Annotated in this window: 23 protein-coding genes and 1 pseudogene; 13 read left to right on the plus strand and 11 right to left on the minus strand. The window is 62.5% G+C overall.

The genetic code is table 11. The annotated features are described in order from the left end of the window. Nucleotides 1-22: 22 nt before the first annotated feature. Nucleotides 23-2,371 carry a cytochrome P450/oxidoreductase gene (locus ACNAZA_RS18670; protein WP_415798026.1) on the plus strand — a complete coding sequence of 783 codons (2,349 nt, stop codon included), beginning with the start codon at nt 23-25 and terminating at the stop codon, nt 2,369-2,371. A gap of 26 nt (nt 2,372-2,397) precedes the next feature. On the opposite strand, the gene ACNAZA_RS18675 is transcribed toward ACNAZA_RS18670, so the two are convergent. Then, entirely contained in the window at nt 2,398-3,255 is an 858-nt protein-coding gene (locus ACNAZA_RS18675) for an urease accessory protein UreD (protein WP_415798027.1), read from the minus strand. A 223-nt stretch (nt 3,256-3,478) separates the two neighbouring features. Between ACNAZA_RS18675 and ACNAZA_RS18680 the strand changes: the two genes are divergently transcribed. Continuing rightward, nucleotides 3,479-4,546, plus strand: coding sequence for a tripartite tricarboxylate transporter substrate binding protein (locus ACNAZA_RS18680; protein WP_415798028.1), 1,068 nt, complete (start codon nt 3,479-3,481; stop codon nt 4,544-4,546). A 26-nt stretch (nt 4,547-4,572) separates the two neighbouring features. Further along, complete coding sequence (locus ACNAZA_RS18685; RefSeq protein ID WP_415798029.1) at nt 4,573-5,562, plus strand: TauD/TfdA dioxygenase family protein; 990 nt, start codon at nt 4,573-4,575, stop codon at nt 5,560-5,562. A gap of 78 nt (nt 5,563-5,640) precedes the next feature. Here ACNAZA_RS18685 and urtE read toward each other — a convergent pair whose 3' ends face one another. The 7 genes from urtE to ACNAZA_RS18720 form a co-directional block, all read right to left on the minus strand. After that, complete coding sequence (urtE, locus tag ACNAZA_RS18690; protein WP_415798030.1) at nt 5,641-6,333, minus strand: urea ABC transporter ATP-binding subunit UrtE; 693 nt, start codon at nt 6,331-6,333, stop codon at nt 5,641-5,643. Between the two features lie 185 nt (nt 6,334-6,518). Beyond that, a complete protein-coding gene (urtD, locus tag ACNAZA_RS18695; protein WP_415798031.1) occupies nt 6,519-7,397 on the minus strand; it encodes an urea ABC transporter ATP-binding protein UrtD in 879 nt (292 codons plus the stop codon). Continuing rightward, entirely contained in the window at nt 7,394-8,611 is a 1,218-nt protein-coding gene (urtC, locus tag ACNAZA_RS18700; protein ID WP_415798032.1) for an urea ABC transporter permease subunit UrtC, read from the minus strand. The genes urtD and urtC overlap by 4 nt, the downstream gene beginning before the upstream one ends. Before the next feature lie 3 nt (nt 8,612-8,614). After that, nucleotides 8,615-10,228, minus strand: a complete 1,614-nt coding sequence (gene urtB / locus ACNAZA_RS18705) for an urea ABC transporter permease subunit UrtB (RefSeq protein WP_415798033.1) — start codon at nt 10,226-10,228, stop codon at nt 8,615-8,617. Nucleotides 10,229-10,389: 161 nt separating this feature from the next. Continuing rightward, nucleotides 10,390-11,637: an urea ABC transporter substrate-binding protein gene (urtA, locus tag ACNAZA_RS18710; RefSeq protein WP_415798034.1), complete on the minus strand. Its 1,248-nt coding sequence runs from the start codon at nt 11,635-11,637 to the stop codon at nt 10,390-10,392. A 240-nt stretch (nt 11,638-11,877) separates the two neighbouring features. Further along, entirely contained in the window at nt 11,878-12,609 is a 732-nt protein-coding gene (locus ACNAZA_RS18715; RefSeq protein WP_415798036.1) for a DUF4198 domain-containing protein, read from the minus strand. A gap of 14 nt (nt 12,610-12,623) precedes the next feature. Further along, complete coding sequence (locus ACNAZA_RS18720; protein WP_415798037.1) at nt 12,624-14,687, minus strand: TonB-dependent receptor; 2,064 nt, start codon at nt 14,685-14,687, stop codon at nt 12,624-12,626. Between the two features lie 278 nt (nt 14,688-14,965). Here ACNAZA_RS18720 and ACNAZA_RS18725 point away from each other — a divergent pair, with 278 nt between their 5' ends. From ACNAZA_RS18725 to ACNAZA_RS18745, 5 genes are all read left to right on the plus strand, one after another. Beyond that, nucleotides 14,966-15,268: an urease subunit gamma gene (locus ACNAZA_RS18725; protein WP_120971817.1), complete on the plus strand. Its 303-nt coding sequence runs from the start codon at nt 14,966-14,968 to the stop codon at nt 15,266-15,268. Nucleotides 15,269-15,333: 65 nt separating this feature from the next. Then, nucleotides 15,334-15,945: a HupE/UreJ family protein gene (locus ACNAZA_RS18730; RefSeq protein WP_415798038.1), complete on the plus strand. Its 612-nt coding sequence runs from the start codon at nt 15,334-15,336 to the stop codon at nt 15,943-15,945. Nucleotides 15,946-15,960: 15 nt separating this feature from the next. After that, on the plus strand, nt 15,961-16,266 hold the full coding sequence (locus tag ACNAZA_RS18735; protein WP_415798039.1) for an urease subunit beta: 306 nt from the start codon (nt 15,961-15,963) through the stop codon (nt 16,264-16,266). Next, on the plus strand, nt 16,266-18,011 hold the full coding sequence (gene ureC / locus ACNAZA_RS18740) for an urease subunit alpha (RefSeq protein ID WP_415798040.1): 1,746 nt from the start codon (nt 16,266-16,268) through the stop codon (nt 18,009-18,011). The genes ACNAZA_RS18735 and ureC overlap by 1 nt, the downstream gene beginning before the upstream one ends. A gap of 8 nt (nt 18,012-18,019) precedes the next feature. After that, nucleotides 18,020-18,484 (plus strand): GNAT family N-acetyltransferase, encoded by a 465-nt coding sequence (locus tag ACNAZA_RS18745; protein WP_415798041.1) that lies wholly within the window; start codon nt 18,020-18,022, stop codon nt 18,482-18,484. A 10-nt stretch (nt 18,485-18,494) separates the two neighbouring features. On the opposite strand, the gene ACNAZA_RS18750 is transcribed toward ACNAZA_RS18745, so the two are convergent. Next, the gene (locus ACNAZA_RS18750; RefSeq protein WP_415798042.1) at nt 18,495-19,031 is read right to left on the minus strand and encodes a gamma-glutamylcyclotransferase family protein; all 537 of its coding nucleotides are present in this window, start codon (nt 19,029-19,031) and stop codon (nt 18,495-18,497) included. Between the two features lie 95 nt (nt 19,032-19,126). Here ACNAZA_RS18750 and ureE point away from each other — a divergent pair. From ureE to ACNAZA_RS18775, 5 genes and pseudogenes are all read left to right on the plus strand, one after another. Next, nucleotides 19,127-19,651 (plus strand): annotated as a pseudogene (gene ureE, locus ACNAZA_RS18755) (urease accessory protein UreE); the annotation flags it as partial. Beyond that, the gene (locus ACNAZA_RS18760) at nt 19,644-20,363 is read left to right on the plus strand and encodes an urease accessory protein UreF (RefSeq protein WP_415798071.1); all 720 of its coding nucleotides are present in this window, start codon (nt 19,644-19,646) and stop codon (nt 20,361-20,363) included. The pseudogene ureE and the gene ACNAZA_RS18760, both read left to right, overlap by 8 nt. Then, on the plus strand, nt 20,360-21,025 hold the full coding sequence (gene ureG, locus ACNAZA_RS18765; RefSeq protein ID WP_415798043.1) for an urease accessory protein UreG: 666 nt from the start codon (nt 20,360-20,362) through the stop codon (nt 21,023-21,025). The genes ACNAZA_RS18760 and ureG overlap by 4 nt, the downstream gene beginning before the upstream one ends. Nucleotides 21,026-21,709: 684 nt before the next feature. Further along, nucleotides 21,710-22,222 (plus strand): GNAT family N-acetyltransferase, encoded by a 513-nt coding sequence (locus ACNAZA_RS18770; RefSeq protein ID WP_415798044.1) that lies wholly within the window; start codon nt 21,710-21,712, stop codon nt 22,220-22,222. A 92-nt stretch (nt 22,223-22,314) separates the two neighbouring features. Further along, on the plus strand, nt 22,315-22,935 hold the full coding sequence (locus ACNAZA_RS18775) for a hemerythrin domain-containing protein (RefSeq protein ID WP_415798045.1): 621 nt from the start codon (nt 22,315-22,317) through the stop codon (nt 22,933-22,935). Nucleotides 22,936-23,037: 102 nt separating this feature from the next. On the opposite strand, the gene ACNAZA_RS18780 is transcribed toward ACNAZA_RS18775, so the two are convergent. Together ACNAZA_RS18780 and ACNAZA_RS18785 are read right to left on the minus strand one after the other, a co-directional pair. Continuing rightward, nucleotides 23,038-24,168, minus strand: a complete 1,131-nt coding sequence (locus tag ACNAZA_RS18780; protein WP_415798046.1) for a 3-deoxy-7-phosphoheptulonate synthase — start codon at nt 24,166-24,168, stop codon at nt 23,038-23,040. Between the two features lie 44 nt (nt 24,169-24,212). Continuing rightward, on the minus strand, nt 24,213-24,533 hold the full coding sequence (locus ACNAZA_RS18785) for a DMT family transporter (protein ID WP_415798047.1): 321 nt from the start codon (nt 24,531-24,533) through the stop codon (nt 24,213-24,215). Between the last annotated feature and the right edge of the window lie 119 nt (nt 24,534-24,652).

Raw genomic sequence — 24,652 nt, forward strand, 5'->3', positions numbered from 1 at the left:
TGCCTCCTTGAGTGAGATAGCCATGACAGTTTCCGCCCCCGCCCGCTGCCCCATAGATCACAGCCAGTTCACCCAGGCCACGGCCCAGAAAGGCCCGACCGGCTGCCCCATCAGCCACGGTGCGGCCGACTTCAATCCCTTTGGCGATGCCTATCAGCAGGACCCGCCCGAATATGTGCGCTGGGCGCGCGAGCAGGAGCCGGTGTTCTTCAGCCCGCAGCTGGGCTACTGGGTGGTCACCCGCTTTGACGACATCAAGGCCATCTTCCGCGACAACCTCACCTTCAGCCCCTCGATTGCGCTGGAAAAAATCACGCCCACCGGCGATGAAGCCAATGCCGTGCTGGCCAGCTACGGCTTTGCGCTGAACCGCACGCTGGTCAACGAGGACGAGCCCGCCCATATGCCGCGCCGCCGGGCGCTGATGGAGCCCTTCACCCCCGAAGAGCTCAAGCATCACGAACCCATGGTGCGCGAGCTGGCCCGCGAGTATGTGGACCGTTTCATCAACGACGGCAGTGCCGACCTAGTCGATCAAATGCTGTGGGAAGTGCCGCTGACGGTGGCCATGCATTTTCTGGGCGTGCCCAAGGACGATATGGACACGCTGCGCCAGTACAGCATTGCCCACACCGTCAACACCTGGGGCCGCCCCAAGCCAGAAGAGCAGGTGGCCGTGGCCCATGCCGTGGGCAACTTCTGGCAGTACGCCGGCAAGGTGCTGGACAAGATGCGCGCCGACCCCGAGGCGCCGGGCTGGATGCAATACGGCATACGCAAGCAGCGCGAGATGCCCGAGGTCGTCACCGACTCCTATCTGCACTCCATGATGATGGCCGGCATCGTCGCCGCGCACGAGACCACGGCCAACGCCACGGCCAATGCCATGAAGCTGCTGCTGCAGCATCCCAAGGTATGGCGCGAAATCTGCGAAGACCCCTCGCTGATCGCCAATGCCGTGGAGGAATGCCTGCGCCACAACGGCTCGGTCGCCGCCTGGCGACGCCTGGTCACCCAGGATGCCGTCATTGGCGGACAAGCGATTCCCGCCGGATCCAAACTGCTGATCGTCACCTCCTCGGCCAATCACGATGAACAGCATTTTGTGGACGCCGATTTCTTCGACATCCACCGCGACAATGCCAGCGACCACCTGACGTTCGGCTATGGCTCGCACCAGTGCATGGGCAAGAATCTGGCGCGCATGGAAATGCAGATCTTCCTCGAAGAATTCACCCGTCGCCTGCCGCATATGCGCCTGTCCGAGCAGGAGTTCAGCTATGTGCCCAACACCTCATTCCGCGGCCCCGAGCATCTGTGGGTGCAGTGGGATACCGCGCAAAATCCCGAGCGCAAAGACCCGGCCGTGCTGCAAGCGCAGCAAGCCGTGCGCATCGGCGAATCTTCGGGCAGCGTGAGCCGCTCCATGGTCGTTGCCAGCACCGAGCAGATTGCCCAGGGCGTGCTGCGCGTGCGCCTGAAGGCCCCCGACGGCCGCGACCTGCCGCGCTGGACGCCGGGCTCACATATCGATCTGCAATGCGGCGACACCGGCATCTCCCGCCAATACTCGCTCTGCGGTAGCCCAGAGCAGACCGACAGCTTTGAAGTCGCCGTGCTGCGCGAAGAGCACAGCCGCGGCGGCTCCGAATGGATGCATACCCAGCTGCAGCCCGGCATGCGCGTGCAGATGCGCGGCCCGCGCAATCACTTCAAGCTCGATGAAAGCGCCGGGCATTTGATCTTGGTCGCCGGCGGCATAGGCATCACGCCGATTGCCAGCATGGCTGCGCGCGCCAAGGCCTTGGGAATCTCGTATGAAATCCACTACAGCGGCAGCCAGCGTGCGCGCATGGCGCTATTGAAATCATTGCAGGAGCTGCATGGCGATCGGCTGCATGTTTACGTGGGCGAAGAAGGCCGGCGCGCCGATTACTCCGACCTGCTGGCCATCGCAAAAACCGGCGCCCAGATCTACGCCTGCGGCCCGCAGCGCATGCTGCAAGGCCTGGAACAAGCCAGCCGCCACTGGCCCGAAGACAGCCTGCGCGTGGAGCATTTTTCTTCCACTCTGGGCGGACTCGATCCGGCCAAGGAGCATGGCTTTGAAGTGGAGCTACGCGAGTCCGGCATCACGCTGCAGGTACGCAAGGACGAGACCCTGCTGGACGCGCTGCGCAGCGCCAATATCGATGTGGAATGCGATTGCCGCGAAGGCCTGTGCGGTTCCTGCGAAGTCCCCGTGCTTGCCGGCGACATCGACCACCGCGACATGGTGCTGACCCGTTCGGAGCGCGCCGCCTGCACCAAGATGATGAGCTGCTGCTCGCGCGCCAGAACCGCCGAAAGCAAGATCGTCCTGGCCTTGTAATCGATAGCCTGGCCGCGCGACGATCGCTACATGTTCCAGATTCTGGGAGTGCTGCCTTGCAGCCCCCAGAGTTCGGCGCGCCAATGTGTCCAGACCTGTTTCCAGACATTCATCACCGGCTCCACCACCGGCGCCAGGCCGCGCAGCACCAGCATGTGTTCATTGGGCGCCGTCACACCAGCCACCACCGCTTGCCCTGCGCTTGATGCCGAGGTTTGCAGCAGCGCATGGGTACTCTCCAGCAGCGTCTCGCGCAGCGGGCGCGAGATAGGCGAGCCGCTGGCAAACACCAGGCTGGCCATGCAGCGCCGCCCCGCCAGACCCAGAGCGCCATCGAGCAGCAAGCCATCCTGGGCGCTGATCACGCCTCGCTCCAGAAAACGGCCCGGCCATTCCAGGTGCTGGGTGAACACGCCCTGTGCATAAGGCTGGTCCGCCAAAGGCAGGCCTAGCGCCGTCACATCCCAGCTCAGCAGCTGCGCGCCTTCGGCCAGCTCGAACTCCAGCTGATTGACGGCATCGCAAGCGTTATAGGCAATGGCTTCCAGCGGCAACCACTCCAGTCGCGCGCCGGCGGCCAGTTTCAGACGCGTGTGCTGCAGCGCCGGCTTTCCATTGCTTTTGTAAAAGCGCGTGGCCCCGGGCGTGGTCACCAGCGCATGTGCACCGGCCTCTACCTGCACGGCAATATCGAGCACATCGCCACCGACCAGGCCGCCGGGCGGATGTACCAGCACGTTGTGGCAAATCTCCGAGCCTTCCGGATACAGGCTTTTGAGTACGCGCAGCGGACCATCGTGGGTGAAGTGCACCGAGGTTTTGCGTGCGCCCTCAGAAAGCGTTTGCGAGCTGTAGTTCAGCGCAAGCTGCGCGTGCCAAGTCATATCCGTCCCATTCTTCATCGCCTCAGCTGCCTTGTTTTTCACAGCGGTTTCAGCCTCGTCCGACTTGCGTCGCTTGTGCAGAAACCGGTGCTGAAAACACCTCAGCTCTTTTGCTTGTTAACTCATAGAAAAACGTTCGTTGTTGCAATGCAGCGCAGCTTCTACAGTCTCTCACATGCCATGCCGACCACGGCGCATGGCCCTTGATTTCAGGAGCTGTTTCATGTCTGCCCAAGCGTTTGCACACCAGGCTTTTCACCCCAAGCGGCCGCGCTGGCTGGCCGTCATGGGTGTGGCTTGCTGCGCTCTGTTGGGCGGCATCGCATCGGCACAAAACAGCTCCGCAGCCGCGCCCGTCTGGAAGCCCAGCAAGTCGCCGGAATTCATTGTTCCCAGCGGCGCCGGCGCGGCGCTGGATGTGGCGGCGCGCAAGCTCACCGAGCTGCTGGCCAGAGAAGGCCTGTCGCCCAGCTTTGTAGTCAGCAACAAGTCCGGCGCGCACTCCATCTCCGCACTGGAGAGCCTGCACCGCCATGCCGGCGATGCGCATACGTTGATGACGCTCAGCAGCAGCTACGGCAACAGTCTGGCGCAGAACGCCCTGCCCGCCCATCTGCAAAAAGCGACACCGCTGGTGACCTTGTTCAGAGAATTCACCACCGTGGTGGTGCGCGCGGATTCGCCGATTCGCAATGCCCAGGATCTGATTGCCCAGCTGCGTCAAGACCCCGAGAAATACTCCATAGGCATTGCCACCACGCTGGGCAATCACATCCACCTGGGAGTGGCACAACCGCTGCGGCAAGGCGGGGTCCATATCCAGAAGCTGCGCATTGTTCCCTACAAGTCCTCGGCCGAATCCATGACGGCTCTGGTGGGCGGGCATTTGGATGTGGTGTCTGCCACCACCCCCAATCTGCTGCCCTATCTGCAGGCAGGCCGGGTGCGCGTGCTGGCCATCGCCGCCAACCAGCGACTGGAAGGCGCTTTCGCCCAGTCCCCCACCTGGAAGGAGCAAGGCATCGACTATGTCAGCGATTCGTTTCAGGGCGTGATGACCACCCCCGCGGCCACCGCACAGCAGCAGACCTACTGGGTCGGCGCGCTGCGCCGCGTCTCCGAGACGCGCGAATGGAAGGACTTTGTGGCACTCAACCAGTGGGAACCCATCTTCCTCGGCCCACAGGAAACGGCCAGCGCCTTGCATACCCAGGTTCAGCGCAACCATGCATTGCTTGCCGAGCTGGGCTTGCTGCCAGCCGCGGCCGTCCACATTGCCAAAGCCCGCTGAAGCGCGAGCATCGAAGGAAGCCTCTCATGAACATGCCCTTGCCCCACGCCCCGCTGCAGCGTCTCGATGAACAGCTGCAGGCCGCCAACACGCTCACCCCCCACATCCGCGTGGCGCCTCAATCGGCCCATATCGGCGCCTTGATCAGCGGTGTGGTGCTGGAACGCCCTCTCAGCGCGGCGGAAGTGCACACCGTGCGCTCGGCCCTTCTGCGCTGGAAAGTCGTGTTCTTTCGCGATCAGCATCTGACGCACGAACAGCATCTGGCCTTCTCGCGCCAGTTCGGCGAACTCACGCTGGGCCACCCGGTGTTTGGCCATGTGGACGGCCACCCCGAGTTGTACTCGATTGCCAAACATCGCAAGGCCAACCGCCACAGCGGCCAGGCAGAGCAGCGCCCGTGGACGGGCTGGCATGCCGATGTGACTGCGGCCCATAACCCGCCTGCGGCCTCCATACTGCGCGGCGTCACCATCCCGCCCTATGGCGGCGACACCCAATGGACCAATCTGGCTGCGGCCTACAACGCGCTGTCTGCTCCGCTGCAGGCTTTTTTGCAGACTCTGCGCGGCGAGCACCGTTTCAGCGCGCCACAGGGCGCTACGGCATCGGCCGAGTATCTGGAGCTGGTGCGCAACAACACCCTGGTCAGCGAACATCCCCTGATCACCGTCCACCCCGAAACCGGCGAGAAAGTGCTCTACATCAGCCCCGGTTTTCTCAAAACCGTCAGCGGCCTGAACACCCGCGAATCGCGCGTGCTGCTGGAGTTTCTGTGGGAGCACGCCGTCAGCAGCGAGTTCACGGTGCGCTTCAAATGGGAGCCGGGCTCGCTGGCCTTCTGGGACAACCGCGCAACGGCACACGTGGCTCCGCAGGATATTTTTGCCCTGGAGTTTGACCGCCAGCTCTATCGCAGCACGCTGGTCGGCAAGATTCCCGTGGGGGCCGACGGCCGCGAATCCACGGCGGTTCAGGGCGACCCGGTGCTGGCCGCACATGGCGCCGCGTACTGATATCAAATTTGTCTCCTGCGGAACACTCCGGGGTTTGTAGGTGCCGCTTGCGGCACCTTTTTTTGCCTCGGCCTCATGTCAGATGGCCACCAGGCTTCGCACATTCTTTTGCTGCATCTCGCTGCCCGGGCCGGAGGCGATCACTTCACCGCGCTCCATCACCACATAGTGGTCGGCCAGCTCTTCGGCAAAGTCGTAATACTGCTCGCACAGCAGGATGGCCATATCGCCGCGATTGGCCAGCATGCGTATCACCCGGCCTATGTCCTTGATGATGCTGGGCTGAATGCCTTCGGTGGGCTCATCCAGAATCAGGATCTGCGGCTGCGGCGCCAGCGCGCGGGCAATCGCCAGCTGTTGCTGCTGGCCGCCAGAGAGATCGCCACCGCGGCGGTTCAGCATCTGCTTGAGCACGGGAAACAGCTCATACAGCTCGCTTGGAACCTGGGTGCGCGCCGAGCAGTAGGACAGGCCCATGCGCAGATTGTCTTGCACCGACAGGCGCGAAAAAATCTCGCGTCCCTGGGGCACATAGCCGATACCGCTGCGCGCCCGTTCGTAAGGTGTTTTTCGGGCGATATCGGCGCCCTGCCACTGAATGCTGCCGCTTTTGATGGGCACCAGCCCCATCAAACTTTTGAGCAACGTGGTCTTGCCCACGCCATTGCGGCCCAGCAGCACCGTGACCTTGCCGATCTCGGCGGTAAGGTTCACGTCGCGCAGAATGTGCGAGCCGCCGTAGTACTGGTGCAGATTTTGAACTTTAAGCATTTTTGACCTCCAACGCTTACATGTCATGCGCAAGCAGCTATCCCTTTTGATTCACCATCCCTAAAGCTGACGCTCCTCCGGCCAGAGACACCGAGCAAGAGCCGCCTCGCAGCGGCGCCGCCCAGGCGAGGGTGTCGTCCCCCTTCCGAAGAGAAAGGGGGAAGGCGCGAAGCGCCTCAGGGGGGTTAACGTCCTAAATACACTTCAATCACGCGCTCGTCGGCCTGCACTTGCGCCAGCGTGCCTTCAGCCAGAACGCTGCCATCGCAGAGCACCGTGACCTTCTCGCTGATGGTGTCGATAAAGCTCATGTCGTGCTCCACCACCATCAGCGAATGTTTGCCCTTGAGCGTCAGGAACAGCTCGGCGGTACGCACGGTTTCCTCATCGGTCATGCCGGCCACGGGTTCATCGAGCAGCAGCAGCTTGGGCTCCTGCACCAGCAGCATGCCTATTTCCAGCCACTGCTTCTGGCCGTGGCTCAGCAGCCCCGCCTGACGCGTCACGTTGCCGGCCAGATGAATGGTGTGCAGCACCTCGGCAATGCGATCCTTTTGTGCACCGCTGAGCTTGAACAGCATGGAGGCCGCTATGCCCTTGTGCGTCTTGAGCGCCAGCTCCAGGTTCTCGAACACGCTGAGCTGCTCGAACACCGTGGGCTTCTGAAACTTGCGCCCAATGCCCATGGCCGCAATCTCGGGCTCGCTGTAGCGCAGCAGATCAATGGTGGAGCCGAAGTACACCGTGCCGCTGTCGGGCCGGGTCTTGCCGGTGATGATGTCCATCATCGTGGTCTTGCCCGCACCGTTGGGGCCGATGATGCAGCGCAGCTCGCCGGGCGCAATATCGAGATTCAGGCCGTTGATGGCCTTGAAGCCGTCAAAGCTTACATGCACGTCTTCGAGGTAGAGGATGCGGCCGTGGGTCACATCGACTTCTCCAGCCACCAGGGGCCGCGCCATGCTGGCGCTGCGGCCGCCGGATTCCGTGGCGAACACGGCCTGCTGCCGGGCCTGGTAATCGGCCAGGCGCTCTGCGCCTTCCTGCATCAGATCGGGCGTCATGCGCGGGCTCCTTGATTCAATGGAACAGAGGCTTCTGTGGCTGCAGCCTGCGGCTGCGCTGGCGTCTGAGATGGCGACCGGATTTCAGCCGACCCCTGTGCCTGCGCCCTGCGCTTTTCGCGCCACTGCCTGAGCTGTTGCGGCAGGCGAATCAGCCCGCCGGGCATGAACAGCGTCACCACGATGAACAGCGCGCCCAGCACATACAGCCAGTACTCTGGAGCCGCCACGGTAAGCCAGCTTTTGCCACCGTTGACGGCGAAGGCGCCGATGATGGGGCCGACCAGGGAAGCACGGCCGCCCACGGCCGTCCACACCGCCATTTCGATGGAGTTGCCCACGCTCATTTCGCTGGGATTGATGATGCCCACCTGCGGCACGTAGAGCGCGCCGGCCAGGCCGCACATCATGGCCGAGATGACCCAGATCGACAGCTTGTAGGGCAACGGGTTGTAGCCGCAGAACATGGTGCGGGTTTCGGCATCGCGCACGGCTTGCAACACGCGGCCGTATTTGCTGCGCACCAGCCAGCGCGAGAACAGAAAACAGCCCAGCAGCGCCAGCCCCGACAGCGCAAACAACAGCACTTGAATGCGCTGCGAAGTCAGCGAAAAGCCCACCAGGCTTTTGAAGCCGGTAAAGCCGTTGTTGCCGCCAAAGCCGGTCTCGTTGCGAAAGAACAGCAGCATGGCCGCATAGGTCAGCGCCTGGGTGATGATGGAGAAATACACGCCCTTGATGCGCGAGCGAAAAGCGAAGTAACCAAACAGCCCCCCAATCAGGCCCGGCACCAGAAACACCAGCAGCACGGTGGCCGCAAAGCTGCCCGACAGTGCCCAATGCCAGGGCAACGTCTTCCAGTCCAGAAAGCCCATGAAGGCCGGCAGCGCATCGGGGCCTGCAGCTTCGCGCATCAGATACATGCCCATCACATAGCCACCCAGCGCAAAGAACAGGCCGTGGCCCAGACTCAGAATGCCGGTATAGCCCCAGATCAGATCGATGGCCAGCGCGCAAATCGCATAGCACATGAACTTGCCCAGCAGGCCCACCATGTAGTCCGAGAGGTGCAGAGCGCTGCCTTCTGGCACCCACAGATTGAGCACCGGAGCCACGGCGCAGATCACGATCAGCGCGACGAGAAATACCGTCCAGCCCTTGCGGCTGAGCAGAGGTTCCGGCGCGGGGAGTTGCATTGGGGTATGGGTAGTCATGACTCAGGCTTCCGCGCTACGGCCCTTGAGAGCAAAAATGCCCTGAGGACGTTTCTGAATAAACACCACGATGAACAGCAGCACGGCAATCTTGGCCAGCACCGCGCCGGTCCAGCCTTCGAGCAGCTTGCTGAGCACGCCCAGGCCCAGCGCCGCATAGACGGTGCCGGCCAGCTGTCCCACACCGCCCAGCACCACCACCAGAAAGCTGTCCACGATGTAGTTCTGACCCAGATCCGGCCCCACATTGCCGATCTGGCTCAGGGCGCAACCGGCCAGGCCCGCAATGCCCGAGCCCAAGGCGAACGCATAAGTGTCGGTGCGCGCGGTGTTCACGCCCACGCAGGACGCCATGGCGCGGTTTTGCGTGACGCCGCGCACAAACAGGCCCAGGCGCGTCTTGGCAATCATGAAGGCCACGGCGCCCAGCACGGCAAAAGCAAACACGATGATGGCAATGCGGTTGAAGGGCAGCGTGAGATTGGGCAGTAGCGCAATGCCGCCGCTCATCCAGGCGGGGTTTTCCACGCCCACGTTCTGCGCGCCAAACAGGCTGCGCACGGTTTGCTGCAGCACCAGACTGATACCGAAAGTGGCCAGCAGCGTCTCCAGCGGGCGGCCGTAGAGAAAGCGGATCACGCCACGCTCCAGCACCGCCCCGACCAGCGCCGAGGCTAGAAAGGCCACGGGAATCGCTACCACCAGATACCAGCCAAAAGCCGCCTCAGGCACCCAGCGCTGAAACGCGACCTGAACCAGATAAGTGGCATAGGCGCCGATCATGATCAGCTCGCCATGCGCCATGTTGATGACGCCCATCAGCCCGTAGGTGATGGCCAGGCCCAGCGCGGCCAACAGCAGCACGGAACCCAGGCTGATACCGCTGAAAATTGCGCCCAGCCGGTCGCCCCAGGCCAGACCTTCGGCAATGCCGGACAACGCGGCCTTGATGGCTTTTTGCACCGCCGGATCGGTCTCGTCAGACAGGCGCTGGTTCAACAACAGCTGCGTTTCGGGTGTCTGCTGGTGCGACAACTGCTCCACCGCCTGCAGGCGTTGCTGGGCGTCGTCGCTGCCCAGCAAGCTGGCGGCCTTCGCCCGCTGCAGCAGGGTTTTGACCTGCTCGTCCTTCTCCGCCGCCAGCGCTTTTTCAATCAGCGGCAGACGATCCGCGTCGGGTTCTGCTGCCAGCTTTTCTGCGGCCGAGCGGCGCTGCTGCACATCGCCGCTTTGCAGCGCCAGCGCCGCCTGCGCGGTGTCGATCACGCCGCGCATGTAATTGTTGTTGACGACCTCTTCTGCATCGGCAGGCAGGGACAATTTGCCGCCCGTCACCGGGTCGGTGGCGGCATCACCGGCCAGCACAAACACCTTGCCGCCTGCCACGCGCACCTCGTCAGCCGAGAGCGCTGCCAGATAGGCCGACAGACGCCCGCCATCGGCCTGCGCCGCAGGGTCCATCACGGCCTGATTGATGGCCTGCGCACGTTGCTCGGCATCATCGGCTGCAGCCATTGCGTATGCCTGCTCTGCAGTCAGCGCATGACTGGAAAAGCTCAGCAAGGCGCCGAGGCTGGCAACCGCCGCCCATACCCATGGCTTGTGCGTGAATTTCATCGTATAGACCTAGCGATAAATGCTCAGTTCATTGCTTTTGGATCAGGCATACCCAAGGTCAGCAACAGCGAGCAAGGGCCGCCCCGCAGTGAGGCTGTTGTCACCATCCCGATGCAACGCATCGAGAGAGGGGGAAGGCGCGCAGCGCCTCAGGGGGAGTCTTACTTCACGGGCTCGTCCTTCTTCTTGTCATTGCCTGCGATGAAAGGACTCCAGGGCTGGGCCTTGATCGGGCCCTTGGTCTTCCACACCACGCTGAACTGGCCGTCGGCCTTGATCTCGCCCACCATCACCGGCTTGTGCAGATGGTGGTTTTTCTCATCCATCTTCACGGTAAAGCCGTCGGGCGCAACAAAGGTCTGGCCGGCCATGGCGGCGATCACTTTGTCGGTGTCCGTGCTCTTGGCTTTTTCCACGGCCTGCTTCCACATATGGATGCCCACCCAGGTGGCTTCCATCGGGTCGTTGCTCAGGGGTTTGTCCTTGTGACCGGCGATGTTCTTGGCCTTGGCATAGTCGCCCCACTGCTTGATGAAAGCCGTGTTGGTGGGGTTCTTCACACTCATGAAATAGTTCCATGCCGCCAGGTGACCGACCAGGGGCTTGGTATCCACACCGCGCAGCTCTTCCTCGCCCACGCTGAAGGCCACCACGGGTACATCCTTGGCCTTGAGACCGGCATTGCCCAGCTCTTTGTAGAACGGCACGTTGGAGTCGCCGTTGATGGTGGAGATCACCGCCGTCTTGCCGCCGGTGGAGAACTTCTTCACATCGGCCACGATGGTCTGGTAGTCGCTGTGACCAAAGGGCGTATAGGTTTCCAGGATGTCGGAATCTTTCACGCCCTTGGACTTGAGGAAGGCACGCAAAATCTTGTTGGTGGTGCGCGGGTACACATAGTCGGTGCCCAGCAGCACAAAGCGCTTGGCGCCACCCCCCTCTTTGCTCATCAGATATTCAACGGCTGGAATGGCTTGCTGGTTGGGCGCAGCGCCGGTGTAGAACACGTTCTTGGAGAGTTCCTCACCCTCGTATTGCACGGGGTAGAACAGCAGGCCGTTGTTTTGTTCGAACACCGGCAGCACCGACTTGCGCGAGACGCTGGTCCAGCAGCCGAAGACCACGGCCACCTTGTCCTGGGTGATCAGCTGCTTGGCTTTTTCCGCAAACAGCGGCCAGTTCGAGGCGGGGTCCACCACCACGGCTTCCAGCTTCTTTCCCAGCACGCCGCCCTTGGCGTTGATGTCCTCGATCGCCATCAACACCGTGTCCTTGAGCACCGTCTCCGAGATCGCCATGGTGCCCGAGAGGCTGTGCAGTACGCCGACCTTGATGGTGTCGGCAGCCTGGGCGCTCAAGCCCGTCAGACCCAGACCGGCGACGGCTGCGGCAGCAGCCAAAGTTTTCATGGCAGTTCTACGCTTGAACATGGTGATCAACCCCTTGTGCATCAGTGATTCGGATGGGCTACGGCAAGCAGAGGGCTTGTCGTATGCAATGCACTTAGCAAGAGGTGTGCCACGCGCGCTTGATGGCCGCCGCGATGGTGATTACGCCGGTCTTTCGCGCCGACATGCACCAAGATTGATCGATACACGGCCTTTGCACCACATGCAGCACCGTTGTGGTGAGCCATGCACCACAAACACTCAATGCACCGTAAAGCGCAGCAAATATTCGTAGCTGCGTTGCGTGGTTCTGACATCGCCCTGGATGGACTCGCGCCATATGGCTTGCAAGCTGTTGGCGCCCTGGGTCGGCGTCATCTGGGCTTTGCCCTGGACATCGGTAAAGGTGGGCGAGCCATGTTCGCCCCAGCTCACACGAACGCCGGGCTTGGGCTTTCCATGCAGCAACACCTGCACCTGAAACGGCTGACCCGCATGTGGCGACCGGCCTTGCAAAGGCACGATTTCAAAATCCTGGGCCAGCGGCTTTTGCAGCACCGCCCCCCACTGCACCACGGTCTTGTGGAACTTGCGCGCATGCACGCCGCGCACCGCGCCGGGGTTCTTGTCCATGGGCAAGGGCAGCATGTCGCCCTCGGGCCTGGCACTGCTGAAATAGCCGTTGTCCAGCTCCACCGCAATCAGCGCGGTCTTGGCATCGGGTTTGACGCGAATCCCACCACGCACGTTCTTGACATCGCTGGGCACCTCGCGCCCACGCAGGTCATAGGCATGCACGCGCTGCAGCTTGGCGGGGTCGAAGGTTTCGGTCTTGCCTTCATGGCCGCCAAACTGCATGACATAGCCGCCCTGGGCGTCGGGCTCCAGCCAGACGTTATGGGCATATACGGGATTGGCGCAGAGCAGCCAGGCGGCGGCCGTGGTGCAGAGAATGCGCGCAATGATGTTTTGATGTGTCTTGAAAACAGACATGGAAGCTCCGGAAATCACAAAGAAAACTGCAGCCCCAACTGCACGCTGCGCGGTGCACCGGGAGCGACCAGACGCTGGCCGCCGATGAGGGTGGTGGTACTGGCGTATTGGGTGTTGGCCGCATTGCGCAGCCACAGGTTCAGACTGGCATTGCGGGCCATGCTGGCTGGTAGCCGGTATTGCAGGCCCAAATCCAGCCAGTGATAGCTGCTGGCCCATTCGGTATTCGTAGCATTGATGGGCGCCCGGCCCACATGGCGCAGCACGCCATGCACGGTAACGTCACCGCTGGGCATCCAGCGCGCATGCAGGGTGCTGGTGGACTGAGGCACGCTCACCACGCGCTGGCCCAGCAAAGCGGCATTGGCGCTCTGCGTGACTTCGGAATGGTTGAAGCCATAGGCCCATTCCACATGCCAGGCACGGCCGGGCATCCAGTGCAGCTGCAGCTCCGCGCCCTTGCGCACCGTGGCGCCCAGGTTTTCATATTCACCGGGCGCGGTGTTGCGAATCTCGTTGCTCGACGTGATGCGGTACACCGCAGCATCGATCAGCCACTGGCCGGACGGCTTCCACTGCACGCCCAGCTCGGTCTGGCGAAAGACATTGGCGCTCAGCTCGCTGTTGCGTAGCGCATATTTGGCAAAGTCGCTGGCCAGGGCAAAGCCTTGCGACCAGCTGGCGCGCACCGCCGTCTGCGGGTTGAGCTGCGCCAGCGCGCCCAGCTTGGGGCTGGCGTGGCTGCGGCCCTGCATGCGGTTGCATTCATCGCCGCCGGTTTCGGCCCCCAGCAGGCGGCAGCTGCCGTCAAAGTGATCCCAGCGCAACGCGGCTGTGGTCTGCAACCAGTTGGTCGCCTGCCAGCTGCCCTGTCCGTACAGCGCCGTGTTGTTCAGCCGCGTATTGCGGTCGTCCAGCGCAGCAGCCGTGCGCTGGCGGTTCACCAAACCATCCCAGTAACCGTAGTCGGTGGACTCGCGCACCTGCTCCAGCCCCAGCATCCAGTTCAGCTCGCGCGCGGCCAGCTGGCTCTTGCCATTCAGATTCAGCCCGGCACCCAGCACGCTGCGCTCATAGCGTTCCTCGCGCTGCATCCAGGTTCCGCTGCGCGGACGGGTGAACCAGCGCACAAAATCCTGCTGCGTGCCGTAGACAAAGCCCAGCAGCCGCGTGTCGGCATCCAGCGCGTACTGCGCATCCAGCCGTAACGTACCAAAGTGCTTGTTGGCGCCATCGCCGACCACATGCGCATCCGTGCCCTGCCGGTCCTGCAGCCACTGCGCCTCGGTCAGATAGCTGGGTGAATCGCCGCGCGCCTCATGCCAGCGCCCGGACAGCGAAATATCCAGCTTTTCATGCACCTGGTGCTTCCAGTGGCCGCTAAGAGTGCTGCGCTCAAAGCCCGAGCTGGGCCTGTCTCCATCGCCGCGCGAATGCTGGGCCGCCAAATTGAACTGATCGCCGCCCTCCAGCTCCCGCCCCAGCGCGGCTTGCGCGTCCAGCAGGCCGTGCGAACCAGCGCTGACATCCATATCGGCATAGCTGCCGCTGCGGCGCGTGCGCAGCTCCACCAGCCCGGCGCGGTTGTAATTGCCCTGCAGCACCGAAACCGGGCCGCGATAGACATTGACCTTGTCCAGCTCCAGCGGCACCACCACGTTCAGATCGAAGTAGCCATCGGCATGTGAAGTGGCTTCGTTAAGAGGAATTCCATCCAGCGTGGCGGCCACATCGCCGCCATGGCCGCCACCGCCAAAGCCGCGCAGCACCAGCCCGTTGGCCACGCCGCTCAGGTGATAGTGGTTCACGTGCACGCCGGGCACCTTGCTCCACAGCGTCTCGACTTCGGGCCTCGGCTGCTCGCGCAATTCGTCGCGCCCCAACTCGGTCACCGAAAAGGCAGGCTGCACGGCATCCAGCATCTGGCCCTTGACCTGCACCTCGGCCAGACGGACCTCGGCCTGCTGTGCCCACAGATGGCCATGCATCAGCGCAAAACAGGCTATGGCCAGCGCTGCATACCGGGGTGAAGCAGCCTTGCGCTGCGCATTGCTCTTTGGAATCCGTTGGGTACTCATGCCACGGCAAACGCAAGCTTTGTGCCATGCAATGCACCGATTCAGATCGTGCCCCGCAGCAAAACGCACCGAGACCGCGCACGCTGAAATGTATTGGTGCACAAACGCTTTCAGATCGCCCCAATTCAGTGCAAGCACCGAGCCTTTTGACCCCGAAGCACCTGCGCCAACGCACCGCTTTGGCATAGCACTTGCTTCATGGAGCCCATATGGAACTCACACCGCGCGTTCTGTCGACGCCGTCGACCGCGCGAGCTGACTAGCCCTGCTGCAACGATATGGAATTGACGCCTCGCGAAAAAGACAAGCTGCTGATCTTCACCGCTGCCCTGCTGGCCGAGCGCCGCATGGCGCGCGGCCTCAAGCTCAACTACCCCGAGGCCGTGGCACTGATCAGCGCCTATGTGATGGAGGGAGCTCGCGACGGCAAGACCGTGGCCCAGCTGATGAGCGAGGGCCGCACCGTCCTCACGCGCGGCGATGTGATGGACGGCATTGCCGAGATGATTCCCGACATCCAGATCGAGGCGACCTTTCCCGACGGCACCAAGCTGGTGACGGTGCATGAACCGATTGCCTGAGCTGGCATGGAACGAATTTTGAGTGTTTTCGGCCTCTAGCCCTTTGACTATCTGCGCATACCGCTATGAAATTCAATAAATTCACCGTCTTGCTGACGGCCGCCGCGGCGGCCTCTGTGCCCCTGTCTGCCATGGCCCATGTGGGCGCAGACGGCGGCGGCCATCATTCTTTGCTCGACAGCTTCAGCCACGCCATCGCCCACCCGTTTACCGGCGCCGACCATCTGGCGGCCATGCTGGCCGTGGGTGCCTGGAGCGCGCTGACGGTCCGCCCGGCCTGGCGGGCTCCGGCGGCCTTTATAGCCCTGCTGGTAGCGGGTGCGCTGGCCGGCTTTGCCGGTCTCTGGGTGCCCGGTGTCGAGCCCATGATTGCGGCCTCGGTACTGGTGCTGGGCCTGCTGCTTGCAGTGCAGCAAAAAATGGCCTGGGGTGCGGCCGCAGGGATGGCAGGCGTGTTTGCCTTCTTCCATGGTGCGGCCCACGGCTATGAGCTGGCGGCAGATACCGGCATGGTGGCCGTGGGGGCGCTGGCAGGCATGGCGCTTGGATCGGCGCTGCTGCATGTCTGCGGCATGGTGCTGGGCCAGACCCTGCTGCAGCGCCACCGGTGGTTGGCCAGCCTGGGCGGCGTAGCCACGGCAGTCCTGGGTGTCTTCATGCTGACGCGCCTGGCCTGACGCAAAGGAGCAGCCATGATCCCCGGAGAATATTTGCTGGACGCGGGCGAGCACGAACTCAACCCCGGCCGCCGCACGCTCACCCTGGTGGTGCAAAACACCAGCGACCGGCCGATTCAGGTCGGCTCGCACTATCACTTTGCCGAGACCAATGCCGGCCTGCAATTCGATCGCGCGCAAGCCCACGGCATGCGCCTGAATATTGCCAGCGGCATGGCCGTGCGCTTTGAGCCCGGGCAGCAACGCACGGTCGAGCTGGTGGACATCGCCGGCGACAGAAAAATCTACGGCTTTCGCGGCCTGGTGATGGGAGATTTGTAATGGCCACCATGGATAGACGCGCCTATGCCGAAACCTTCGGCCCCACCGTGGGCGACCGCGTGCGCCTGGCCGACACCGACCTGATCATCGAGGTCGAAAAAGATTTCACGCTGGCCGCCGGCGGCTATGGCGAAGAGGTGAAGTTTGGCGGCGGCAAGACCATACGCGACGGCATGGCGCAAAGCCAGCGCAGCCGCGAACAAGGCGCCATGGACACGGTGCTGACCAATGCGCTGATCATCGACCACTGGGGCATAGTCAAGGCCGACATCGGCCTCAAGGACGGGCGCATTGCCGCCATAGGCAAAGCCGGCAATCCCGACACCCAGCCCGGCGTGGACATCATCATCGGCCCGGGCACCGAGATCATCAGCTGCGAAGGCAAGCTGGTCACGGCCGGCGGCATAGACACCCATATCCACTTCATCGCCCCGCAGCAGATCGAAGAGGCGCTGACCAGTGGCGTGACCACCATGATTGGCGGCGGCACGGGCCCGGCCACCGGCACGTTTGCCACCACCTGCACGCCCGGCCCCTGGAATATGGAGCGCATGCTGCAGGCGGCCGACGCCTTTCCCATGAACCTGGGCTTTCTGGGCAAGGGCAATGCCAGCCTGCCGCAAGGCCTGCATGAGCAGATCAGCGCCGGTGCCATCGGCTTGAAACTGCACGAGGACTGGGGCAGCACGCCGGCAGCCATAGACAACTGCCTGACGGTGGCCGAAGAGACCGATACCCAGGTGGCGATTCACACCGACACGCTCAACGAAAGCGGTTTTGTGGAAGACACGGTGGCCGCCTTCAAGGGTCGCACCATCCACACCTTCCACACCGAAGGCGCGGGCGGCGGCCATGCGCCCGACATCTTGAAAGTGGTGGGCGAAGCCAATGTCCTGCCCTCGTCCACCAACCCCACCCGACCCTACACCATCAACACGCTGGACGAGCATGTGGACATGCTCATGGTCTGCCACCACCTGAATGCCGGCATTGCCGAAGATCTGGCTTTTGCCGAAAGCCGCATCCGCAAGGAAACGATTGCGGCCGAAGACATACTGCACGACATCGGTGCCATCAGCATGTTCAGCTCCGACAGCCAGGCCATGGGCCGCGTGGGCGAAGTGATTTTGCGCACCTGGCAGACGGCGCACAAGATGAAGCAGCAGCGCGGCCCGCTGAGCGGCGACACGCGGCCCGGCGGGTCGCCTGGTGATTCTTCGCGCCACGACAACTTCCGCATCAAGCGCTATATCGCCAAATACACCATCAACCCCGCGATTGCCCACGGCATCAGCCACGAGGTTGGCAGTCTGGAAGTGGGCAAATGGGCGGATATCGTGATCTGGAAACCCGCGTTTTTCGGCGTCAAGCCCAGCTGTATCCTAAAAGGCGGCTTTATCGCCATGGCGGCCATGGGCGACCCGAATGCCTCCATTCCCACGCCCCAGCCCGTGCATTACCGTCCCATGTTTGGCGCCTATGGCGGGGCCCTGGCCAGGACCTCGCTGACCTTTGTCTCGCAGGCCGGCTTGGCTGGGGGCATAGGCCAGCGTTTTGGACTGCAAAAGCCGCTGTCTGCCGTCAAAGGCATACGCGGCGTGCAAAAACAGCACATGATTCACAATGATCTGGCACCGCATATGGAGGTGGATGCCCAGACCTACGCCGTGCGCGCCAACGGCGATTTGCTGACCTGCGAGCCGGCCCACAACCTGCCCATGGCCCAGCGCTACTTTCTGTTCTGAAGCACAGCATGACTCTCTTGCGATTTGCACTCGACCCTGCCAGCGACCCGCGCGTGCTCGCCTTGCTGCAGGCGCATCTGGACGATATGTACCGCATCTCGCCGCCCGAGAGCGTGCACGCACTGGATGTGGAGCAATTGCGCCAGCCCGATATCCGCTTCTGGACGGCCTGGGCCGGCGACAAGCTGGTCGGCAGCTGCGCGCTCAAGCAGCTCGATAGCGACCATCTTGAACTCAAGAGCATGCGCGTGGATGCGGCACATAGAGGCACGGGGACAGCACAGCAGTTGCTGGATTTTGTGCTGGCGCAGGCCCAGCAGGGCGGCGGCCAGCGCATCAGCCTGGAGACGGGCACGGAAGACTTTTTTGCCCCGGCCCGGCGTCTTTACGCCCGCAACGGCTTTCTGCCCTGCGAGCCCTTTGGCAGCTATCAGCCAGACCCCAACAGTTGCTTCATGAGCCGTGCCATCTGATAACGCCGCGCTAGATTTTGCCCGGCGCCGAGTTGAGCTCAAACGCGGTGCCCGGATGCTGGATGCCCTGGCTTTTGAACCACTCAATCCAGTCACTGGCGGCAATCACGGGCGCGCCGTGCACGGTGGCCGGCAGGGCTTCATAGACCAGCAGCGTCATGGTCTGCTGACCGCCATGGGTCAGCATCACCGGCAGGGTCAGAATGCGCTTGCGGTATTCGCCCAGATCCTCGGGCCACAGCCCTTCGATGCGGTCCATCGCCTGCTCCAGTGGCTCGTCCATGGGGTAGACCTCGGCCAGCACGGTCTGCGTGCCTTCAAGCCTCAGGCCCGGGTACCAGCCCAGGTCGTGCAAAGTCCCGCTCAAGCGGGTTCTTCCCAGGCAGGCGATGCCGGGGCGGAGTTTGGCAATGTCATTGACACCACCGGCACGCAAGGTCCCGTAGACCGCCACGCAGGTGGCGCCACAGGCCTGCCAGTCGCTCGCAGCGTCGGTCGAAGAAATCGGGGAATCCATTTCTGCAAAAGCTTCCAGAGAAGTTGTCATAGGGCTAGCATCATCCAGCTTAGGTATATGAGCAACACATGCAACATGCGCGCCAGTCTGGACGCCATCTCTCTTATTTTGATCTCTCACTCACCATGCTGACTGCCAACAAACTATTGCCTCAAGGCCAGGGACTGTCTGCCGTGCTGCTCAAGCGCGCGGCCACCATAGAGCTGGACTGGGATGTGCGCCAGAAAAGCCGCTTCGCCGCCAACGACAGCCTGGGCCGCGCGCTGGCAGTTTTTTTGCCGCGCGGCCAGGCTGTGCGCGGCGGCGACGTGCTGGTGGCCGAAGACGGCTCGCTGATCCGCGTGATCGCCGCGCCGCAAAAAGTGCTGCAGATCACGGCTTGCAAAGAGCATGGCTCGCCCTTCGATCTGATGCGCGCCGCCTACCATCTGGGCAACCGCCATGTGCCCATCGAGCTACAGCCCGATCACCTGAAGATTGAACCCGATCATGTGCTGGCCGACATGTTGCGCAGCATGCATATGACGGTGATCGAAACCGATCTGCCGTTCGAGCCCGAAGGCGGCGCCTATGGCGGCCATGTGACCAATGACGGCCACAGCCACCATCACCACAGCCATGCCCACGGCCACGACTGCGGTCATGCACACTGACGCTGCAGCCGGGCTGACGCCGCACAGCTTTCTGCAGCTGATGTGGCTGGCTTCGCCCGCGCTGCCGATTGGCGGATTTTCTTACTCCGAAGTGCTTGAAGCGGCCATCAATGCTGCGCTGGTCACTACCGAAAAAGAAGCATCCACCTGGCTGCTGCAGCAGCTGCATCTGGCGCAGTCGCGCAGCGACATGGCGGCCATTGCCCAGGCGCTACCGGCCTGGCAAAACCGGGACCTGGCGCGGGTGCAGCAGCTCAACGACTGGGTGCTCAGCACCCGCGAGACCAGCGAGCTGCGCTTGCAGACCGAGCAAATGGGCAAATCACTGAGCGACTGGCTGCGCAACCAGCATGCAGCTGATGCCGAACGCAGTGCGCAGATCGACCAGCTGGCTGCGCTCTCGCAGCGAACGCCGAGCTATCCCATCGCTTTTGCACTGGCGGCCACCTATGCCCAGGCGCCCGTACAAGAAGCGCTGCTGGCCTATGCTTTTGGCTGGGCCGAAAACATGGTGCAGGCCGCCATCAAGGCCGTGCCGCTGGGCCAGAACGCAGGCCAGCGCATTCTGGCGCAACTGGCCCAGGAAATTCCCGCCGCCGTGGCACATGCGCAGTCTCTGACCGACAGCACGCGCCAGGCTTTCTCGCCCATGCTGGCCATACTTTCGGCCCAGCATGAACACCAGTATTCACGCCTGTTTAGATCATGAGCACTTCCGCACTGCACCATATCCCGAACCGCAGCAAACAGCTGCCACCGCTGCGCGTGGGCATAGGCGGTCCCGTGGGCTCGGGCAAGACCACCATTCTTGAAATGCTGTGCAAGGCCATGCGCGACAAATGGGACCTGATCGCCATCACCAACGACATCTACACCAAGGAAGACCAGCGTCTGCTCACCGTCAGCGGCGCCCTGCCTGCCGAACGCATCATGGGAGTGGAGACCGGTGGCTGCCCGCACACGGCCATCCGCGAAGATGCTTCCATCAACCTGGAAGCGATCGACCGCATGCTGGGGCAGTTCCCCAACGCCGACATCGTGTTCATCGAATCAGGCGGCGACAACCTAGCCGCGACCTTCAGCCCGGAGCTGTCGGACCTGACGATTTACGTGATCGATGTGGCGGCCGGCGAGAAGATTCCGCGCAAAGGCGGCCCCGGCATCACCAAGAGCGACCTGTTCGTCATCAACAAAACCGATCTCGCTCCCTATGTGGGCGCCAATCTGGACATCATGCGCAGCGACACCGTGCGCATGCGCACCACGGCCAAGGGGCTCAAGCCCTTTGTGATGACCAATCTCAAGACGCTGGACGGCCTGGACGAAGTGGTGGCATTCATCGAATCCCAAGGGCTGCTGGCGGCGCGCTGAGCAACCGAAACCAGCAGACGGCAGGCACAAAAAAGCCGCTTTGAAAAAGCGGCCGTTTCTGTTGCGCTGAAAGCGACTTACTGGTTTGCGACTTCCAGGTGGAATTCGCGGGCTTCCTGGATGAACTGGATCAGGGATTCGAGAGCTTGGCGCATGATGAACTTTCTTTGTTGAATCATGAGATGCACTGCAAGCAAAGGACGGCGGGCATCTCAAACACCGTCAGATTGGGGAAAACGACTAAGTGTTAACCCTTTGTGCTAAGTATAAACCACAGGTCTGATTTTGCCAAGTGCCTGTTTGGCGCCAATCTCCACCATGACGCCTGTCGGCAGTAAAAAGCCGGGAGTTACGCAAAATAAGGTGCGGATTCATGACGGTATAGCGTGTTTTTGCAGCAAAATCAGGCGCTTTGGCCGGCGAAAAAGCCACCTTGCCCCGCGACATTGCGCCGGCTGCTACGCTAGAGGCTGTTGACAATACAAATTGCAGCGCGCACGTTCTTTGTGCATGCGCCCGGGAAGTGGAAATGGTGCGAGATCATGGTTTGCAGCAGGTGGCCAGGCGATGGGGCCGCCCCGTAAATACTGCCATCCAGCCCGGCTGCGGCGCCTGTTTGCGGCGGCCGTCCGACAAGGACCGCCAGACTAACGCTGCTCACGCCACCGACAGGAGGGATGGCCTATGAGTTCAGCCGTCTCAGGCCCCAACGCTCCGGCATCCTGGCGCGTCATGCCTATGAACCCGGACGAAGCGCCCTGGTCGCTGCTGCTTCTGGCCGATCCTTCGCGCGAAAAGGTCAAACGCTATCTGCGCGGCTCCACCTGCTTTGCGGCCCGCCAGACCGCGCATTTCACGCCCAGCGGCCTGGGCATGCTGGTGGGCGTTGCCGTGCTGGTGCCGGCCCAGGCACCGCAGAGCTGGGAGCTGATGAATATCGCCGTCTCCACGGCCTGGCAAGGTCATGGCGTGGGCTCCGCCCTGCTGCAGCGCTGCATTGCCTGGGTGCGCGAGCAAGGTGCAACCCGGCTGGAGGTCGGCACCGGCACGTTTGGCGACCAGCTGATCTTCTACCAGCGCGCAGGCTTTCGCGTGACGGGCGTGGCACATGATTTCTTCCTCAAGCACTACACCACCCAGCTTTGGGAGCACGGCGTTCAGCACAAGGACATGCTGCGCCTTGCGCTACAACTGTAGACAAATCGGCGGGCATGGGGGCCCATGACCTACATCGAGGCCTGGCGTAGCGGTCTAAAACAGTTGCACGACAACTACTTGCACACCACGCCATGCCCACAACGCAAACCTTGCACAGCCGGTCTGCCGGCAAAATCATCCCCGCAACACAGGCCAAGCGCAGCTCCATTGCCAAAGCCAAGGCCCTGGCCCCCGAGGTGCCGGCGCAAATCGGCAGTACGCCGCAAACCCGCTTTCGCGGCGACCCCGACATCTTTGGCCGACTGGTGCAAGACCATGACCGCCACCGCGCCCTACTGGCCATGATTGCCGCCACCCGCGGTGAATCCGGCGAACGAAAGAAACTGTTCAAGGAATTGGTCAAGGAACTCAAAGCCCATGCCGCCGCCGAGGAGCAGGCGCTGTGGTCCACGGTGATGCGCAATCCCAAGACCACTGACGACGCACGCCATGCGGTCGCCGAACACAAGCAAATCGACGACATGCTGGCAGATCTGGCGGCACGCGACATGGCCAGCCCAGGCTGGCTACGCCGCTTTGCCGGCCTGCGCGAGGAGTATCTGCACCATATCCGCGAAGAGGAGCAAGAGCAGTTCGTCCAGGCGCAAAAGCATTTGTCGGACAGCGATGTGCGCTATATGAAGCAGTTCTTCAACCGCAGAAAGCGTGAGGAAAAAGCCGCCGCCAAGGTCACGACTCAGATCAAGCACTGAAGCAGCGCTCCTGTTTGAATAGCTGCTGGCGCACGTTCAAAAAAGGCCTTGGCATGAATGAGTGCCAAGGCCTTTGATTCATCAGCGGTACGCGCTACTGATTCAGCTGACGTGTGCCCGCCGCGCACGCACGGCAGCGGCCAGCTGCTGCAGCACGGGCACTGTCTGCTCCATGCTGATGCAGGCATCCGTCAGCGAGATGCCGTATTGCAGCTCCTGGCCTTCCACGATGTCCTGGCGGCCTTCGTGCAGATGGCTTTCGATCATCACGCCGGTGATGCGCGCATCGCCTGCCGCAATCTGGCCCGCCACATCGGCTGCCACATCGATTTGGCGGCGGTGCTGCTTGCTGCTGTTGGCGTGCGAGAAATCGATCATCACCTGCTCGTGCAAACCGGCCTTGGCCAGCATCTCGCAGGTCGATTGCACATGGGCTGCGTCGTAATTGGGCGCCTTGCCGCCGCGCAAAATGATGTGGCAATCCTGATTGCCGCGGGTTTCGAAAATGGCGCTCTGCCCCATCTTGGTCATGCCCATGAAAGCATGGCTGGACTCGGCGGCCAGCATGGCATCGCTGGCCACTTTCACGCCGCCATCGGTGCCGTTCTTGAAGCCCACGGGGCAGGACAGGCCGCTGGCCAGTTGGCGATGGCTCTGGCTCTCGGTGGTGCGCGCACCAATCGCTCCCCAGCTGACCAGATCGCTGATGAACTGGGGCGAGAGCAGATCCAGAAACTCCGTGCCCGCCGGCAGGCCCAGCTCCAGCACATCCAACAACAGGCGACGCGCCAGCTCCAGCCCTTCGTTGACGGCAAAGCTGCCGTCACGATAGGGATCGTTGATATAGCCCTTCCAGCCCACGGTGGTGCGCGGCTTTTCGAAGTAGACGCGCATCACGATCAGCAAGTCGTCCTTGAGCGCATCGGCCTGTACCTTGAGCTGACGCGCATAGTCCATGGCCTGATCGTGATCGTGAATCGAGCAAGGCCCTACCACCACGATCAGACGATCGTCCTGTCCGTGCAGCACGCGCGAGATGGCGGTGCGGCTGGACTCCACCAGCTGATAAGCCTCATCGGTGATGGGCAGCCACTCCTCCAGCAGCGCTGGCGTGAGCAGCGGGCGCACGATCTTGATGCGCGTGTCGTCAATGCGGGTCTTGTCCAGCGTGCGCAGACGCTGCTCGGCGGAGGCCGCCTTGCGGCCGCTATTCGGTGTGGCGTGGGAAGTCATGCCGCTATTGTCGCGCCGTAGTGCGGCCGCGGCGCAATACCAACTTATTCGCCGGCAGACAATTTCATCAGCACCAGTCCGCTGACGATCAGCACCGCCGCCGCAATGCGCATAGCACTGATCTGCTCGCCCAGCACGGTGATGCCCACCGCAAAGGCACCCACGGCACCGATGCCCGTCCAGATGGTATAGGCCGTGCCCAGCGGCAGGCTGCGCATGGCAATCGACAGCAGGCCAAAGCTGGCAATCATGGCCACGATGGTGATGACGCTGTATTTGAGATTGGTAAAGCCATTGGACTGCTTCATGGTGAAGGCCCAAATCACTTCCAGCACGCCAGCGATCAACAGATAAACCCAAGCCATAACTAACTCCTGAAGAGATGGATGGCCAGGTCGTCCCGGCGGCAAGAGGGGTTGCAGCTTGCACTGCAATCGGCGGGGTCGTCCCCGCATCAAAGAAGCCTGGATGTTAGCGCAGGCCC

Source organism: Comamonas aquatilis (genome assembly GCF_965139575.1).
Lineage (GTDB): Bacteria > Pseudomonadota > Gammaproteobacteria > Burkholderiales > Burkholderiaceae_C > Comamonas > Comamonas aquatilis.

Excerpts from the sequence above, each read along its gene's own strand:
- ACNAZA_RS18670 (WP_415798026.1), top strand. The coding sequence starts at position 23 with ATGACAGTTTCCGCCCCCGCCCGCTGCCCCATAGATCACAGCCAGTTC.
- ACNAZA_RS18675 (WP_415798027.1), bottom strand. The coding sequence starts at position 3,255 with ATGACTTGGCACGCGCAGCTTGCGCTGAACTACAGCTCGCAAACGCTT.
- ACNAZA_RS18680 (WP_415798028.1), top strand. The coding sequence starts at position 3,479 with ATGTCTGCCCAAGCGTTTGCACACCAGGCTTTTCACCCCAAGCGGCCG.
- ACNAZA_RS18685 (WP_415798029.1), top strand. The coding sequence starts at position 4,573 with ATGAACATGCCCTTGCCCCACGCCCCGCTGCAGCGTCTCGATGAACAG.
- urtE (WP_415798030.1), bottom strand. The coding sequence starts at position 6,333 with ATGCTTAAAGTTCAAAATCTGCACCAGTACTACGGCGGCTCGCACATT.
- urtD (WP_415798031.1), bottom strand. The coding sequence starts at position 7,397 with ATGACGCCCGATCTGATGCAGGAAGGCGCAGAGCGCCTGGCCGATTAC.
- urtC (WP_415798032.1), bottom strand. The coding sequence starts at position 8,611 with ATGACTACCCATACCCCAATGCAACTCCCCGCGCCGGAACCTCTGCTC.
- urtB (WP_415798033.1), bottom strand. The coding sequence starts at position 10,228 with ATGAAATTCACGCACAAGCCATGGGTATGGGCGGCGGTTGCCAGCCTC.
- urtA (WP_415798034.1), bottom strand. The coding sequence starts at position 11,637 with ATGAAAACTTTGGCTGCTGCCGCAGCCGTCGCCGGTCTGGGTCTGACG.
- ACNAZA_RS18715 (WP_415798036.1), bottom strand. The coding sequence starts at position 12,609 with ATGTCTGTTTTCAAGACACATCAAAACATCATTGCGCGCATTCTCTGC.
- ACNAZA_RS18720 (WP_415798037.1), bottom strand. The coding sequence starts at position 14,687 with ATGAGTACCCAACGGATTCCAAAGAGCAATGCGCAGCGCAAGGCTGCT.
- ACNAZA_RS18725 (WP_120971817.1), top strand. The coding sequence starts at position 14,966 with ATGGAATTGACGCCTCGCGAAAAAGACAAGCTGCTGATCTTCACCGCT.
- ACNAZA_RS18730 (WP_415798038.1), top strand. The coding sequence starts at position 15,334 with ATGAAATTCAATAAATTCACCGTCTTGCTGACGGCCGCCGCGGCGGCC.
- ACNAZA_RS18735 (WP_415798039.1), top strand. The coding sequence starts at position 15,961 with ATGATCCCCGGAGAATATTTGCTGGACGCGGGCGAGCACGAACTCAAC.
- ureC (WP_415798040.1), top strand. The coding sequence starts at position 16,266 with ATGGCCACCATGGATAGACGCGCCTATGCCGAAACCTTCGGCCCCACC.
- ACNAZA_RS18745 (WP_415798041.1), top strand. The coding sequence starts at position 18,020 with ATGACTCTCTTGCGATTTGCACTCGACCCTGCCAGCGACCCGCGCGTG.
- ACNAZA_RS18750 (WP_415798042.1), bottom strand. The coding sequence starts at position 19,031 with ATGACAACTTCTCTGGAAGCTTTTGCAGAAATGGATTCCCCGATTTCT.
- ACNAZA_RS18760 (WP_415798071.1), top strand. The coding sequence starts at position 19,644 with ATGCACACTGACGCTGCAGCCGGGCTGACGCCGCACAGCTTTCTGCAG.
- ureG (WP_415798043.1), top strand. The coding sequence starts at position 20,360 with ATGAGCACTTCCGCACTGCACCATATCCCGAACCGCAGCAAACAGCTG.
- ACNAZA_RS18770 (WP_415798044.1), top strand. The coding sequence starts at position 21,710 with ATGAGTTCAGCCGTCTCAGGCCCCAACGCTCCGGCATCCTGGCGCGTC.
- ACNAZA_RS18775 (WP_415798045.1), top strand. The coding sequence starts at position 22,315 with ATGCCCACAACGCAAACCTTGCACAGCCGGTCTGCCGGCAAAATCATC.
- ACNAZA_RS18780 (WP_415798046.1), bottom strand. The coding sequence starts at position 24,168 with ATGACTTCCCACGCCACACCGAATAGCGGCCGCAAGGCGGCCTCCGCC.
- ACNAZA_RS18785 (WP_415798047.1), bottom strand. The coding sequence starts at position 24,533 with ATGGCTTGGGTTTATCTGTTGATCGCTGGCGTGCTGGAAGTGATTTGG.